17 protein-coding genes are annotated in these 13,555 nt (G+C 69.9%); 16 read left to right on the top strand and 1 reads right to left on the bottom strand.

All coding sequences use genetic code 11. From position 1 onward, the window contains the following. The first annotated feature begins 170 nt into the window (after positions 1–170). The 5 genes from BAY61_RS32585 (at position 171) to BAY61_RS32565 (ending at position 2,881) form a co-directional block, all read left to right on the top strand. Positions 171–869: a hypothetical protein gene (locus BAY61_RS32585; protein ID WP_091810652.1), complete on the top strand. Its 699-nt coding sequence runs from the start codon at positions 171–173 to the stop codon at positions 867–869. Positions 870–961: 92 nt separating this feature from the next. Then, positions 962–1,420 carry a hypothetical protein gene (locus tag BAY61_RS32580; RefSeq protein ID WP_091810653.1) on the top strand — a complete coding sequence of 153 codons (459 nt, stop codon included), beginning with the start codon at positions 962–964 and terminating at the stop codon, positions 1,418–1,420. A 93-nt stretch (positions 1,421–1,513) separates the two neighbouring features. After that, positions 1,514–1,726 carry a hypothetical protein gene (locus tag BAY61_RS32575; RefSeq protein WP_091810654.1) on the top strand — a complete coding sequence of 71 codons (213 nt, stop codon included), beginning with the start codon at positions 1,514–1,516 and terminating at the stop codon, positions 1,724–1,726. A 211-nt stretch (positions 1,727–1,937) separates the two neighbouring features. Then, positions 1,938–2,117, top strand: coding sequence for a hypothetical protein (locus BAY61_RS32570; protein ID WP_091810655.1), 180 nt, complete (start codon positions 1,938–1,940; stop codon positions 2,115–2,117). Between the two features lie 92 nt (positions 2,118–2,209). Further along, positions 2,210–2,881, top strand: coding sequence for a hypothetical protein (locus BAY61_RS32565; protein WP_091810656.1), 672 nt, complete (start codon positions 2,210–2,212; stop codon positions 2,879–2,881). Here the strand turns inward: BAY61_RS32565 and BAY61_RS33305 are convergent. Next, positions 2,857–3,147, bottom strand: a complete 291-nt coding sequence (locus tag BAY61_RS33305; protein ID WP_110057728.1) for a hypothetical protein — start codon at positions 3,145–3,147, stop codon at positions 2,857–2,859. The genes BAY61_RS32565 and BAY61_RS33305 overlap by 25 nt on opposite strands. Between BAY61_RS33305 and BAY61_RS32560 the strand changes: the two genes are divergently transcribed. From BAY61_RS32560 to BAY61_RS32510, 11 genes are all read left to right on the top strand, one after another. Further along, positions 3,146–3,670 (top strand): hypothetical protein, encoded by a 525-nt coding sequence (locus BAY61_RS32560; protein WP_091810658.1) that lies wholly within the window; start codon positions 3,146–3,148, stop codon positions 3,668–3,670. The two genes, BAY61_RS33305 and BAY61_RS32560, sit on opposite strands and share 2 nt — an antisense overlap. 111 nt (positions 3,671–3,781) lie before the next feature. Further along, positions 3,782–4,651, top strand: a complete 870-nt coding sequence (locus BAY61_RS32555) for a bifunctional DNA primase/polymerase (RefSeq protein ID WP_245866332.1) — start codon at positions 3,782–3,784, stop codon at positions 4,649–4,651. Positions 4,652–5,159: 508 nt separating this feature from the next. Beyond that, positions 5,160–5,624: a single-stranded DNA-binding protein gene (locus BAY61_RS32550; RefSeq protein WP_091810659.1), complete on the top strand. Its 465-nt coding sequence runs from the start codon at positions 5,160–5,162 to the stop codon at positions 5,622–5,624. Positions 5,625–5,843: 219 nt separating this feature from the next. After that, a complete protein-coding gene (locus tag BAY61_RS32545; protein WP_091810660.1) occupies positions 5,844–6,338 on the top strand; it encodes a hypothetical protein in 495 nt (164 codons plus the stop codon). A gap of 360 nt (positions 6,339–6,698) precedes the next feature. Then, a complete protein-coding gene (locus BAY61_RS32540) occupies positions 6,699–6,965 on the top strand; it encodes a hypothetical protein (protein ID WP_091810661.1) in 267 nt (88 codons plus the stop codon). A 6-nt stretch (positions 6,966–6,971) separates the two neighbouring features. Beyond that, the gene (locus BAY61_RS32535) at positions 6,972–7,367 is read left to right on the top strand and encodes a hypothetical protein (protein WP_091810662.1); all 396 of its coding nucleotides are present in this window, start codon (positions 6,972–6,974) and stop codon (positions 7,365–7,367) included. A 221-nt stretch (positions 7,368–7,588) separates the two neighbouring features. Further along, positions 7,589–9,061, top strand: a complete 1,473-nt coding sequence (locus BAY61_RS32530; protein ID WP_211323648.1) for a tyrosine-type recombinase/integrase — start codon at positions 7,589–7,591, stop codon at positions 9,059–9,061. A 2-nt stretch (positions 9,062–9,063) separates the two neighbouring features. Beyond that, complete coding sequence (locus BAY61_RS32525) at positions 9,064–9,846, top strand: hypothetical protein (protein WP_143021487.1); 783 nt, start codon at positions 9,064–9,066, stop codon at positions 9,844–9,846. Beyond that, positions 9,819–11,024, top strand: coding sequence for a hypothetical protein (locus BAY61_RS32520; RefSeq protein ID WP_091810664.1), 1,206 nt, complete (start codon positions 9,819–9,821; stop codon positions 11,022–11,024). Before BAY61_RS32525 ends, BAY61_RS32520 begins: the two co-directional genes overlap by 28 nt. After that, positions 11,021–13,126, top strand: a complete 2,106-nt coding sequence (locus tag BAY61_RS32515; RefSeq protein WP_091810665.1) for a hypothetical protein — start codon at positions 11,021–11,023, stop codon at positions 13,124–13,126. Before BAY61_RS32520 ends, BAY61_RS32515 begins: the two co-directional genes overlap by 4 nt. Further along, entirely contained in the window at positions 13,123–13,554 is a 432-nt protein-coding gene (locus tag BAY61_RS32510) for a hypothetical protein (RefSeq protein WP_091810666.1), read from the top strand. Before BAY61_RS32515 ends, BAY61_RS32510 begins: the two co-directional genes overlap by 4 nt. Position 13,555: the final 1 nt, after the last annotated feature.

Genomic DNA, 13,555 nt, shown 5'->3' with positions numbered 1-13,555 from the left:
TTGTGGCGTTTCTGGCCGTGGACCTGATCGAGATCACGATCGTGGCGATCGCACGCCGGAAGGGCGCTCAGTGCCGATCCGAGCGCGCCGAGTGCTGAACACCCGACAGTCCGCGCAGGGAAACCGGCCAAAGCCCCTGCGCAGCAACGAGATCGAATGAGGATATGCCCATGACGGTCAAGCTGACCCGCGCGTTGCCCGAGCCACTGTCGCAGCGGTTCGTCGCCGTGGAATCGGTGTTCTCCGCCGCCGAGGACTACCTGTTCGAGCTGTATCTGCTCGACGTCGCGCGCTTGGTGCGCGACCCGTTTCCGGAGGCCACCGCCCTGGTCATCGACGTCGACACCAGCGACATGTCGCTCGCCCTCGACATCGTCGAGGGCGACGAGGAACTGTTGTTCGTGGCTGGCGTGCCCGGCGCCTACCTGCCCGACTACCGCACCGAGGAGGACAACCGGTCGGTGCTGCTCACGGCGGTCGAATCGACGCTGGAAACCGTGCTCGGCGACCGCTACCCACAGGAGCTGTGGCAGCCGGCCGAGCGGCCGGACAGCTACCGCGTCCCGCTGCCGCCGCGCGACGTCGGACAGCCCCCGCTCACCACGCCACCGTCGCCGCTGCCGCGGTCAAACCTGCGGGTCGAGGTCGTGATCGACCGCGATCCCGACAACGGCACCGAAGCGGCCGTGTTCCTCGACGGCGAGCCGCATGTCGCCGAGGTGACCGTCGTCGACCCCGGCCGCGGCTACGAGCTGGCCGAGTGGCGGGAGAACGCGGACTACAACGCCCAGGACGCCAGCCCGGCCGCCGCCGCGCTGATCCGGAAGTGGTTTGCCGACGCGGAGCCCAGCCAGTTCATTACCGCATAGTCCGGCGCTCACGCGCCTGGTCAGACCTCGGGTGGGACCGACCAAACCCGCCCGCAGAAAGAGAAGAAACCGAGTGAAAAGGAGTCCCAAACATGGGCTACGACATGGTCGTTCAGGGCGCCCCCGAAGAGGAAGAGAGCACCTACCTGCGGCGCAGCATCTGGGGCATGGGGCCCACCGTTGAGGCGCTGGTGAGCCTCGGCATGGCGTTCTGGAGCGACGTGCCGGACTTTCCGGAGTCCGATCACCTCTCCGGGGACGACTTCAACGACGGTGACCCCGTCACCGAACGCGCCAAGGTCTATGTCCAGGCCGTGGAGCGGACGCTGGCCGACCACGGCGTCGGAGACGCCGACCACATCGGCGGCATCCCCGCGCACAAGTTCAGCTCCAACGACGGGTGGCACGTCACCGACAAGGAGTGCCTCGAGGCGCTGAACGCCTACGAGGTCTCCATCCAGGCCGGTGACTCCCATCCGGAGGCCCTGCACGACGACGTGATCCCGTTCCTACGGACCGCCGCCAAGTACGAGGGCTTCCGCGTTTTGTGACCCGCCGTCTCGTCGTCCGGCCCGTCGCCATCGCGGCCGCGGGCCGGACGGTCCGATTCCCTGCCCGCGCATTCGAACGGAAACCCATGGATCATGCTCACCGCCGACGACCTGTTCTACGACCCGGTAAAGACCTTCGTCGACGTCTTCTCCGACAGCCTGCTCGCCTGCCACGTCGGTGATCTGCTGACCTGCGGCGAAGTCAACGTCCTGGCCGGGCTGCTCGCCGACCGTCGGCACCACGTCGCCGCCGAACACTGGCTGGCGCAGCACAAGACCGCCTGCGACGACCCCCACATCCACTGACCCGCCGACCTGCGCGGATCCGCCTGGCCGGTGGGGCGTGCGCACTCTGCGCCAGCGCCGAACCGGGGTCAAGCCGCGAAAAGCGTGCGACTTGACCCCGCCCCGCCGCCGGCGCCCGGCGAGTGCGCCCCACCGACACGGCGGGGCCGCGCGAAGGGGGCCGACCAAACCCCTTGCGCGACAACGGAAACCGAGTGAACAGGAGACTGGAATGGATTCCATCGACGAGGTGATCCAGACCGCCAGCATCGGCCGGCTCGACTGCGGGTGCCCGTTCGACCGGGACGGCGTACGTCCGGTCGGCGAGCGCATGACCTGCGACAACCACCGCGTTCCTGCGCTGGTGGTCGCAAGCACGACGGTCACCGCCGACGGGCTGCTCGTCGCCTGACGCCGGTTCCCCACCAGGCGGCCGGGACCCATGGGATGCGTCCCGGCCGCCGCCTCGTTTCTCGCCCACATCACGACTTCCCGGGAGACATCATGTTCAAAAACCGCCGCCCGCAGCAGCCGCAATGGCTTTCCGAGCCTTACCGGAACTACCACAGCGACGGCAGCGGGCTCCCGCCCGACACCGCCGACGGGCTCAAGCAGATGGCGCTGTATCTGCTCGACCGGGCCGGACGCGGCGAAACCACCGAGAACGACATCAACGCCGCCGGCGTGCTCATCCAGATCGCGCTGTTGACCCACCTCCAGGAACAGGAGAAGCGCAACCGCGTTGAACTCGAACAGCGCGACGCCGAGTTTCGGGAGCTGGTCACCCCGAAACGGCCACCGGCGCGCGTGCGGGTGTTCCACAACACCCGGCACAGCGCCATGGGCTTCGGCTACGTCGACACCGACTCGTTCGTCGAGGTCTACGCCTACGACGAGCCTGTGGTCGAGCCGGACACCAGCGACGAGCAGATCGCCGAGAGGGCTTTCACGCTTTTCAACATCGGCGACGATCCGGACTATGGCGAGCCGGACCACCGCGCGGTCGAGTACTGCGACCGGCGCAACCGGCCGCTGTCCAAAGGCGACGCGCTCGCCATCGACGGCCGGTTCTACGTGTGCGCCGCGAACGGCTGGACCCCGATCGCCATGCCACAGCTGACCGTGGCCGGCCAGCACGGCAGCACCCCGCTCTACGGCCCGCACGCGCGTGCGTAGTGATGGGCGAGGCGTAGTTCGTCTTCCTCGTCAAACCCGGCCTTGCCGCAGCGCTGACGCCGCTGATCATGGGTGGTTTCGTTGTGTTCGGCCATCGCATCGTGTGGCCTGGCCACGCTATCGCCCCTGGTCGCGGTGTTCGGCGGCTGGCTGATCTGCACCGACTGGTTCAGCTGAGCCGGCCCGTCCGCACGAGGTAGCCCGGCCCGATTACCGGGCCGGGCTACCACTCGGTTCGTATCCACCATCTCCTTGGAGGTCATCATGGCGATCACCCCGATACACCGGCGGTCGCTGCATCCGCGCATGTTCAGCATGGCTGACTACCGCCGCAGCTACGTGCTCTACGACGGCGTCGACTGCAACATTCCGCGTTGGGGGCGGGAGGGCGAGTTCGGTGTGTGGAACTACGCCCGCGGCGTGCTGGTCGAGATCAGCCGCGCACTGCATGGCACGCCGGTGTCGCTGTACTACCGCGAACTGGTGACCCGCCAGCCGCACGAGGACCCGGCCCTCGTGCCCGCCCACCTGCCGGTCGGGCACGAGATCACCATCGTGATCCGCGATCCGGACGGCGAGCTGGTCACTGTTGTCGACCACCGCGAAACCTGGCCCTATGGCGCCCGCGGCGACGTCTGGGAACTGACCGTCAACGGGATCCGGCCTGAGGACGGTCACGCGACATTCCCGCCTTCGCTGCCGTGGATGGCAAACATCGTGCGCTGGCATCTCCACCAGCACCGACCTCTGGCGCTAGTCATTCCGATCGGTCGGGCGAAACCGGCCTGACCAGCACTTTCCACGCTATCCTCGATTGCAAAGGACCAGACAACCATGAGCCCACCAACCACGATGAGACCGACCAGCAGCCCAAGCCAGACCTCTCCACCACGGCGCCTGATGCGCGTCGCGATGGAGATCGCGCGCGCCGGACACTTCGTGTTCCCACTGTGGCCGAGATCGAAGAAGCCCGCGGTCAAGGACTGGGAGCACGCCGCCACCCGCGACCCGGACGGCATCCGTGAATGGTGGGCCTCCTTGCCCTGGAACGTCGGCATAGCCTGCGGCCCCAGCGGGTTGCACGTGATCGACCTCGATGATGCCCACGGCCACGAGCCGCCTGAGAAATGGGCCGGTGCCCGGCACGGCAGCGACGTCCTCGCTCGCCTAGCCAAGGACGTCGGCGAGCCCTACCCGTCGCACACCTACACCGTGCAATCTCCGACTGGCGGCGTGCACCTGTACTTCCGTGCTCCGGACGAACCCGAGCTACGGCCCACGGTCGCCCGGTTAGGATGGCGCATCGATACCCGCGGCGCGGGCGGCTACATCATCGCCGCCGGGTCAGTGCGCGCCGAAGGGCTGTACGTGGCGCTTAACTGCGCCCCGATCGCCCCGCTCCCGGACTGGCTGGTGACCCGGCTGACCCCGCCGCCGCAGCCCGATCCCGCCGAGTTCGTGCCGCGCCAGGACCGGCACAACGTCGGCGAGCTCGCCCGCGCCGACGCCTACCTCGCTCGGGTCGCCGACAACGTCGCCCGCGCCCGTTCGGGCGAGCGACGCGACACCCTGAACAAGGCCGCCTTCACCCTCGGCAGGCTCGTCGCCGGCGGCGACGTCGCCGAGGGCGACGCCCGCGCCGCCCTGCACGAGGCCGCCGCCCACCACGACGGCATCGACGGCTGGACCACCGCAGAAGCCGAGAAGACCATCACCGACGCGCTCATCGACGGCGGCCGATATCCTCGCCGCCTCGACGACCAGTCCTGATCCTGGACCTGGCCTCCGGACCGACAGGACCTTCGGGTTCCCGGCGGTCCGGAGCGCGGCTGCACCCGATACCGACCTGCCGGGCATCCCGCGACCCACTGCGCGCGAAGGAGCGTCGCCATGCCCGCGTCCTGCGACGTCGCCCCCACCGACTCGTGGCCGGTGACCAGGTCCGCCGCTGCACCGACGTCGCGCCCGGCGGCCAGCTCGACGTGATCGCGCCCTGCTGCGGCCGGCTCGCCCGCCAGGAGCGGCGCGAGTAGGTGGATCCGTACCGGGGCCGTCGATCTCCGCGGAGCAGATCAGGTCGCGGCCGCCGCCGCAAGGGCGCCTGACGGCGTCGCTGCGCGATGTGCTGCGCACACCCTTGCAGCACCAGCCACGCCCCGATTCGGCATTCGCAGATCGATAGCCCCTCGGGCACGGACCCACCCGGTCACCTGCCGGGACAGGGGATCTCGAACGGGTTGTCGGAGAACTGGATCACCGATTCCGTGAGGAGCACGTCATGGCTGGAGACACCGTCATCACCGTTGTTGGCAACCTGACCGGCGACCCCGAGATTCGTTTCACCCCGTCCGGCACGGCGGTCGCGAACTTCACCGTCGCCTCGACGCCGCGCACCTTCGACCGCCAGTCCGGCGAGTGGAAGGACGGCGAGGCCCTTTTCCTGCGCTGCAACATCTGGCGCCAGACCGCGGAAAACGTCGCCGAGTCACTGACTAAGGGCGCCCGGGTCATCGTGCAGGGACGGCTCAAGCAACGGTCGTTCGAGACCAAGGAGGGCGAGAAGCGCATCGTCATGGAACTCGCCGTCGACGAGATCGGGCCGTCGCTGCGCTATGCCACCGCGAAGGTCAACAAGGTCAGCCGGGGCACCGGCGGCGGCTACGGCGCACCCGCAGGCGACGACGCCTGGAGCACCGGAGAGCCCGCTGACGGCGGCGAGTTCTCCGACCAGCCGCCGTTCTGATCGTCCGCACCCGACTGGCCCCGAAGGTCCTGCGCCTCGCTCTCCGCCCGAGCCGTCGTCCTGGACGGCCGCAGACCTTCCCGCCGAGCCGAGGCGTGCGCCGCACCACCGGCGCTGCTGCCCGCTCGCCCTGCGGCCGGGTGCTCGCCCCATCCCCACCGAGTGCCCGGCCGCGGCGTTCCTTCCCGCCCTTTTCCCTTATCTGTCAACAGAAAGGTCGTGTGCGAATGTCCAGCGAACCGTCCCTCCCGCATCCTGCTCGAGCTCGGCGACTGGTCCTACGTCGTCGACGACACCGGCATCGAGTACGTCAACGACTGGTACCCGTACAGCAGATCCGTCCGGCTTGCCCCCGACGTCGCGTTCTACTCGTGGCGCAACGAATACGTCGGCGTCCGACCCGGACCGGAGCCGCACTGCGCGGTCGCGGCGCTGCGCCTGGCGGTCCGCCGAAACCCCAACGCCGGGGTGATTGTCGTCGACGTCGACGCCCTGCTGGATCTGCGGGCCGACACCGTCACCCTCCGGCCCGACGAGCTCACCGGCGAACTCCTCCACCAGGCGCAGGTCAAAACCCGCCGCGTGCTGGACCTGCTGGCCGCCGAACGGCTTCGGCAACGCACCCCGCCGTACCCGCCGGTGCCGGTCACCGCGCCAGACCTTGCGCAGCAGCGCGAGGAAGAACGCGCGCGGGACCGCGAGCAGGAACAGTGACCCGGTTCTACCTCGGGGCGCACCGCGCCGCTGGCTGGAATCCCATACCTTCTACGGCCTCCCGCTGTTCTGACCTACAACCTCTCTCGGCCTACCGGCGTCACGGCGACTACTTCCCCGAAAGGAATCGCCACCGACTACGCCATCGACTCCGTACACCGAGATCAGCCGCCACGGCGAGTGGCTCGATCCGCCCGACATCTCCGACGGGCGGATCTACCGGTTCGTCGACGACATCAGCGACCCGCCAGGCTTCGTGGCGATCCAGGACTGGCCCTGCGAGCCGTCCGTGCTCGCGAACCAGGTAGGCGAGGGCAAACCGATCGGCTCTGTCAGTCCTGTGCCCTACCCTCGGATGCCATGAGGTTCCGCTCGGTCGTGGTGTTCGGCAGGCGCAGGCTCATCGGCGCTGCCGGGCTCGATGCCGACATCGCCACAGGTGTCGCCCGGCTAACCCGGCGGTGGTTTCTTCCCGCTGCGCCGGGCCGCCGCAACGGTGTCCGTCGCCGAATCCCGCTGATGCTGGGCAGCTCCGCGGTCACCGTGACGCTGTGGGTGCTGGCCTTCCGCCGCCAGCATCCCGGTCGGCACGGCGGCCGCCCGGTCATCCACGCCGCAGCCCGGTAGGCCGCAGTGGCGGCCGGGGTCGAGACAATTCCGCTGTTTCCCCTTTTCGGGGAGCCGGTCGAGCATGACCCGCTCCCCGAACAGCCCCCGGCCGTCGTCGTTTCCAAGATCGGCTCGAACGGCGTCAGACCGGGCGGCCCGCCGCTGCTGACCGAACCGCTCGTCGTCGACCCGGTACGCCACACCCGCGAGATCGAGCGTTTCTACGCCAAGGTGATCCGCGGTCCTGGCGAACACTGCTGGATTTGGGCGCGCGGTGCGATCTCCGACGACGGCTACGGCACCTTCTCGATCACCCGCGACCACGTCGAGCGCACCGTGAAGGCGCACCGGTTCGCCGTTGCCTACCAGCTCGGCATTCCCGTCCGTTACGGCCAGGTCGTCGAGCATGTGGTCTGTTGAGTACGGATGGTCATTGACTGGAGAAGCGGGACTGTTGTCCCGACGACCCGCCGTCCGGTGGGGTGCACTCGGTTGCCGCTGGTGCCGGCCCGGCGCCGGCGCAGAGTGCAGCACCCCACCGGTACGACGGGTCGCCGTTCCTGACCGGATCGGGTGGACTTCGGCCTCTCACAGCGAGCCGTGCCCACCTTCCTTGACGTCCCGAAACTACGTTTCGCGGCGTGAGCGAGCTGGGCTGGCGGGTGCGGTATGTGCCGGCCGAGCTGACGCTCCCTGCGCGGCCGCTGCCGTTCGTCAACGAGCTTCCGACGGCCTGGTCGGATTGGCTGGCCGATGAGGACGTTCCTTCCGGAACGCCTTATCTGATCTCGCCGACGTTCGAGTACGACGTCGATCTCAACGCCTATTTCCTGTCCCACCAGATGCTGGGCGCGGCCAAGAACACCAGGAACGGCTACGCCCGGGACGTCAAGGCGTTCCTGGACTTCCTGTGGGTCTCGCGGCGGCGGACGTCCTGGCGGGACGCCACCGAGGCCGACCACATCGCCTACCTGGTCTGGCGTCGGCGCGACCCGAACGGGCCGCGGATCGACGATGCGACCTGGGACCGGGAACTCGCCGGCGTCAACAGCTTCTACAGGTGGCAGCTGCGGGCCGGAAACGTCGCGGCCAACCCGATCCCGCAGCGGCCGGTGCGGCAGCCACCGATCGAGAGCGGCCGACGCCGTGCGGCCGGTGGGGAAACTCCCGCAACCGCCAGCCACGGCGCCGCCCGCGAGAAGATCGAGTGGCTTCCTGCGGACTCGTATCGGCGGTGGCGGGATGTCGGGATGCGCGGCTACACCCCGGCCGGGCTGCCGGACCCAGCGTTCCGCGGACGCTTCGCGGCCCGCAACAGCACCTTCTGCGACTTGATGGTGCGCACCGGCATGCGGTTGTCCGAGCAGTCGGCGCTCACGTTGTTCGAGCTCCCGCTGGCGCGTGGCCTGGGCGGCTACCAGCGGTTCTGGCTGCCCCCGGTGATCGCCAAGGGCGGATCAGCGCGGTGGATCTACGTTCCGGAATCCGTGGTCGCCGACCTGATCGCCTACGGCGAGATCGACCGGGCCGAGGTGATCGCGGACGCCCGCGCGGCGGGCCGCTACCGGAGGGCGCGGCGACCGTTCGTGGTCGAGGACCCCACCCGGTCCCGCCCGCAGGCCCGACAACCCGGCGGGGCGCCGATCAAAGTGCGCCAGCTGGACCTCGGCGAGCGCCGCAACCTCTACATCGACGGCCCGGACGGACTGGAGCCGGCGGCGTTCTGGCTGAGCGAGTACGGCCTGCCGATGGCCGTGTCGTCGTGGAAGGGCCTGTTCGGCGAGGCGAACAAGCGGTGCGCCCGGCACGCCCTGGCGCTACGGGCGCACGCGCACATGCTGCGGCACACGTTCGCGGTGATCACCTTGGAGCAGATGCAGCGGGGCCACATCGCGAACCTGGCCAAGCTGGAGCCGGCACAGCGCGAGCACTACACCCGGGTGTTCGGCGACCCGCCGGACTGGGTCCGCCGACGGCTCGGCCACCGGTCGGTCACCACAACCCACATTTACTTCCACTGCCTGGCCGAGCTGGAGATGGAGACCCGCCTGGCGCTGGTCCCGGACGCCTGGGAAGACCCGCGCGACACGGCGCTGTCCCGGATCGCGGTGTGATCGTGAGGGATTCGGTGACGCGCTCGAAACGCGGGACGACACACGCCGGCCAGCCGGTCGCCCTGCCCGACGGGGCCTACGAGCCGCCGCCGCTGGTCGAGGAGTCCGCGCACGGGCCGGTGGTCCACTTCCAGGGCGAGGATGACCGCACCCGGACGTTCCCGGTCGATCGGCTTCCCCTGCCGGGCTGGCACCGCGCGCTGGCCGCGGCGCTGGCGACAACTGTCGGTCCAGGGGGACACCGGCGCACCGGAACCTCGGCGCAGCTGGTTTGGGATGCCGCGGGCCGGGTCATGCGATTCATGGCGACGGTCCCGGACCCGCCCGCCGAGCCTGGGCTGCTGCGGCCGCGGCATCTGAAAGCGTTCCACGAGCAGTCCGGCGAGGCCCGTGGGGAGTCCAACCGCTGGCGCGACCTGCGCTGTTTCAAGCTCGTCATCGAGCAACCGCCCCTGCGCGAGCTGGTGCCGACGGAGGCGGCCGACTACCTGAGCCGCCGCTTCCCGGAGCCGAGGCGACGGGCCAAACCCGGGTATTCGACCGGGAATTCACCGACCTGGTCGTCGCGGCCCGCTCCGACGTCGCGAACATCCGTGACCGAATTCGGCGCGGGGAGTCGCTGCTGGCCCGCTATCGCACCGACCCGGAGGCGCTCAGCGCTGCGGACCGCGACCGCGGCGCGCTCCTGGCCGAGGCCAGCGCGGGTGACCTGCCCAAAGCGGCCGACGGTGACACGGCTGCGCGGGTCGCCTGGCGGATGGCGCTCGCGCGGGAGCTGTTCCTGACGATCCCGGACATGCCGGCACTGCTGGCGTTGTTCGTCGCGGTCGCCAACCGCAACGTCGAGACCATCAAGGAGCTGCCGGTCGCGCACCGCATCCTCGAAGAGCGCGCGGTCGAGCTGCGGGTGGTCAAGCGCCGTCGCGGGCAGAAACGTTGGTATGAAACGGTTTCCTGGGAGATCGGGAAGCCCGGCCGCGAACTGCACACACCGGGCGGGCTCTATCTGCTCGCGCTGGAGCTGACCGCCCGCAGCCGGGCGTTCAGCGGTGCCCGGTTCCTCTGGTCGGTCTGGCGCAGCAACCCCAGAGCGAACATCGGCGGGGTCGCCGAGCACGACGGCATGTTCGACCGCAAGCTCAACCGCAACATCTACGCCACCGAATGGGCCGAGACGCACGGGTTGACCGCCGACCGGGTGGGCTCGCCCGAACCGGTCGAGGCGGCTCCGGCCGCCCGCACGCGCACGATCAAGGTGGATGGCCGGTGGGTCCGGCGCAAGCCGGCACCGGGCACGTTGCAGGTCGAGTTCAACCGGCTCAAGACCAGCACCGACGTCCGCCGCACGAAGCAGGCCGGCGGGCACCTGCCCTCATCGGTGCGGACCAACACGATCCCGACCCTGTTCCGCAGCTACCTGCGCGACGATCCCACGACGATCGAGTGGGCCGAGGACGTGGTCAGCGCGGCCCTGGTCGATGCCGAGCACTCGGCACTGGACGCGCATCGCCGGGTGCTCGACGCCAACGGCGGCAGCCTGCGGGTGGTCCCCGGCCCGGCGGACGCCCAGCATTTGCGCGATGCCGGGCTGGACCCCACCGCGGCCCGCAAGGCCGCCGCCGGGGAACTCGACACCGTCTGGACGGCATGCGTTGATCCGGACCACCATCCGGCCTCCGGCGAGGTCTGCCGTCCGGCCAGCTTCCTGGACTGCTTCCACTGCGGCAACTGCCTGGTCACCCGCGACCAGCTGCCCGCCCAGCTCGGCCTGCTCGACGCTCTCGGCGCCCGCCGCGAGCAACTGTCCGAACAGGACTGGTGGGGCCGCTACGGCAGCGTCTGGGCGGCGATCACCAACGACATCCTGGTCAAGTTCAGCGCCGCCGAGATCGAGCTGGCCCAGGCCGCCAAGCCTGACGACGCGCTGCTGGATCTGCTGGAGAACCCCTGGGAGCACCCGTGACCAGCCCCACCCCGTTGTCCGCGCCGCACCCTCTGGACGAGGTGTTCGTGCTGAACGGGCGGCGCCTGCGGGACGGGATGCGGCTGGAGGAGACGTCCCGCTTCCGCGATGCTCACTGGCGGCTGGACCCCGCCTGCTGGCAGCAGCACGTCCGGCGATGGCGGCTGAACTTCGGCCTCGTTCCCGCCCGCTATCGGCTGGTCGCCAAGGAACTGTTCTACGGAATGCTCTCCGGTGAGCTGCCGCCGGGCGAGCCCCGGCCCGACCTCGCGTCGGTCCTGCGCGTGTTCAGCGCCCTGAGCACCTTCCTGAAATGGCTGGATACGCGCGCACCGCGGCCGGGGCGGCTGGCGGGCCCGGCGCTGAGCGAGCTGACCGGGGACGACCTGCTCGCCTACCACCGCCACCTGAAGGACACCGTCCGCAACGAGGGCACCCGCGGCAACAAGCGCGCCGCCGTCCGTTACCTCTGGCGTTTCCGCGCCGCCCTGACCGTCGATCGGCTGCCGTTCGATCCCGCCCACCTGGACGGCTGGAGCGAAAGCCGTCGATCGCTGTATTCGGAGAACGCGACCGACCGGATTCCGGAGGCCGTGCACGGCCCGCTGCTGACCTGGGCGTTGCGATTCGTGGATGACTTCGCCGAGGACATCCTGGCCGCCGACGGCGAATGGTGGCGCCTGCGGGACGCGGCCCGGCGCAGCACCGCCGGGACCAACACCGGCGCCCACGAGAAGATCCAGGCCGTCCTGGCCGACTACCTCGCCCGGCACCGTCCCTTGCCCGGTTACCGGGGAGCGGTGAACGTCCGGCACCTCGCCGCGGAGGCGGGCTGCGCCCGCCGCGCCGTCGAGCGCTACAAGACCGAGGTCATGGCTGCCGTTGACGTTGTCGGCGTGAGCGACTTCGGCTACCTCGACTTCGCCGTCACCGGGCGCCTCGATGGCGAGCCCTGGATCGAGCGGATCGCCAGCACCCTCAACAGCGATCGGGGGCTGGCCTCCCTGGCAAGGATGCTGCACGCGGCCGCGGCGATCGTGGTGCTGTTTCTGTCCGGCATGCGCGAGTGCGAAGTCAAGCACCTGCGCCGGGGATGCGTTCAGGTTCAGCGCGACGCCCACGGGCGGCCCTATCGCTGGAAGGTCGCCAGCCTGGCCTTCAAAGGCGAGACCGAGGTGGAAGGCGTCCCCGCCACCTGGGTCGTCGGCGCCCCCGCCGCCCGCGCCATCGGCGTCCTCGAACGCCTCCAACCGGCCGACGCCGACCTGCTCTTCGCCGTGCTGCCGCACAACCCGCGCAACTCCACGGCAACCGGCCGGCGCAACCACGCGATGACCACCAGCGCCACCAACCATCAGCTCAACGACTTCGTGCAGTGGGTCAACCAGTACTGCGCCACGCACGGTCGCGCCGACGGCATCCCAGCCGTCAACGGCGAACCATGGAGGCTGTCCATCCGGCAGTTCCGTCGCACCCTCGCCTGGTTCATCGCGCGCCGCCCCGGGGGCGCGATCGCCGGGGCGATCCACTACCGGCACCACGCCGTCCAGGTCTTCGAGGGCTACGCCGGCACCTCCGAATCCGGCTTCCGCGCCGAGGTCGAATCCGAACAAGCGCTGGCCCGCGGCGAGCAGCTGCTCGCGATGGTCGACCAGCACGAGCACAAGAACCTCGCTGGCCCGGCCGCCGACGAGGCCGCCCGCCGGCTCGAGGATTTCGGCGACCGCGCCCGCTTCGCCGGCAAGGTCATCACCGACCGGCGCCGTCTCGACCGGCTGATGAACCGCGGCGACCCAGCGATCTATCCGGGCAAGTACGTCACCTGCATCCACACCCACGCCACCGCGCTCTGCCAGCAACGCCGCGACAGCGACGGCGCGCTGCGCCCCGACCACGGCACCTGCAAGCCGCTGGCCTGCCGCAACGTCGCCCTCACCGCGGACAACATCGACAACCTGCGCGACGAGGCCGCCCGCATCGACCGGGAACTCCAGGCCCGGCCAGTGCTGCCGCCCCTGGTCACCCACCAGCTGCGCACCCGCGCCACGGAGATCGAGACCTTCCTCGCCCGGCACACCCGACCCGACACGGAGGACACGTGAGCCCGCCCGTCACCCTGCCCAGCGACGACGTCGTGCTCAAGGCCGTGCAGGAGGTCACCGACCAGTCACGTGATCTCGGCAAGCGTCCCAGCGTCCTGGCCGTCGCCCGCCGTCTCGGGTTGTCCAACACGACCTTCCGGCGCAGCTTCCCCGACATCGCCCGCCAGATCGGCGATGCCCGCCGCAACGGCACCGCACCGGCCGCCGGGGCGGCCGCGGACGAGCGGCAGCTCAGCCTGCACGAGCGCAACGCGAAACTCCGGCGGAGCAACACCGAGCTCAGCGACCATCTCGAGCTGGCCATCGCGAACATCATGCGTCTGACCTTGGAGAACAAGCGCCTGCGCGAGGAGCTGGAAGCCGCCAGCAAGGTGACCCGGATCGGCCACCCCGCCCGCTCGCAGGCCGAGCAGCCACCTCCAACCTGAC

Source organism: Prauserella marina (genome assembly GCF_002240355.1).
Taxonomy (GTDB): Bacteria; Actinomycetota; Actinomycetes; order Mycobacteriales; family Pseudonocardiaceae; genus Prauserella_A; species Prauserella_A marina.
Note: the sequence above shows the minus strand (reverse complement) of the source record. Positions and strands in the feature narration are given on the sequence as shown.

Excerpts from the sequence above, each read along its gene's own strand:
- BAY61_RS32585 (WP_091810652.1), top strand. The coding sequence starts at position 171 with ATGACGGTCAAGCTGACCCGCGCGTTGCCCGAGCCACTGTCGCAGCGG.
- BAY61_RS32580 (WP_091810653.1), top strand. The coding sequence starts at position 962 with ATGGGCTACGACATGGTCGTTCAGGGCGCCCCCGAAGAGGAAGAGAGC.
- BAY61_RS32575 (WP_091810654.1), top strand. The coding sequence starts at position 1,514 with ATGCTCACCGCCGACGACCTGTTCTACGACCCGGTAAAGACCTTCGTC.
- BAY61_RS32570 (WP_091810655.1), top strand. The coding sequence starts at position 1,938 with ATGGATTCCATCGACGAGGTGATCCAGACCGCCAGCATCGGCCGGCTC.
- BAY61_RS32565 (WP_091810656.1), top strand. The coding sequence starts at position 2,210 with ATGTTCAAAAACCGCCGCCCGCAGCAGCCGCAATGGCTTTCCGAGCCT.
- BAY61_RS32560 (WP_091810658.1), top strand. The coding sequence starts at position 3,146 with ATGGCGATCACCCCGATACACCGGCGGTCGCTGCATCCGCGCATGTTC.
- BAY61_RS33305 (WP_110057728.1), bottom strand. The coding sequence starts at position 3,147 with ATGATGACCTCCAAGGAGATGGTGGATACGAACCGAGTGGTAGCCCGG.
- BAY61_RS32555 (WP_245866332.1), top strand. The coding sequence starts at position 3,782 with ATGCGCGTCGCGATGGAGATCGCGCGCGCCGGACACTTCGTGTTCCCA.
- BAY61_RS32550 (WP_091810659.1), top strand. The coding sequence starts at position 5,160 with ATGGCTGGAGACACCGTCATCACCGTTGTTGGCAACCTGACCGGCGAC.
- BAY61_RS32540 (WP_091810661.1), top strand. The coding sequence starts at position 6,699 with ATGAGGTTCCGCTCGGTCGTGGTGTTCGGCAGGCGCAGGCTCATCGGC.
- BAY61_RS32520 (WP_091810664.1), top strand. The coding sequence starts at position 9,819 with ATGGCGCTCGCGCGGGAGCTGTTCCTGACGATCCCGGACATGCCGGCA.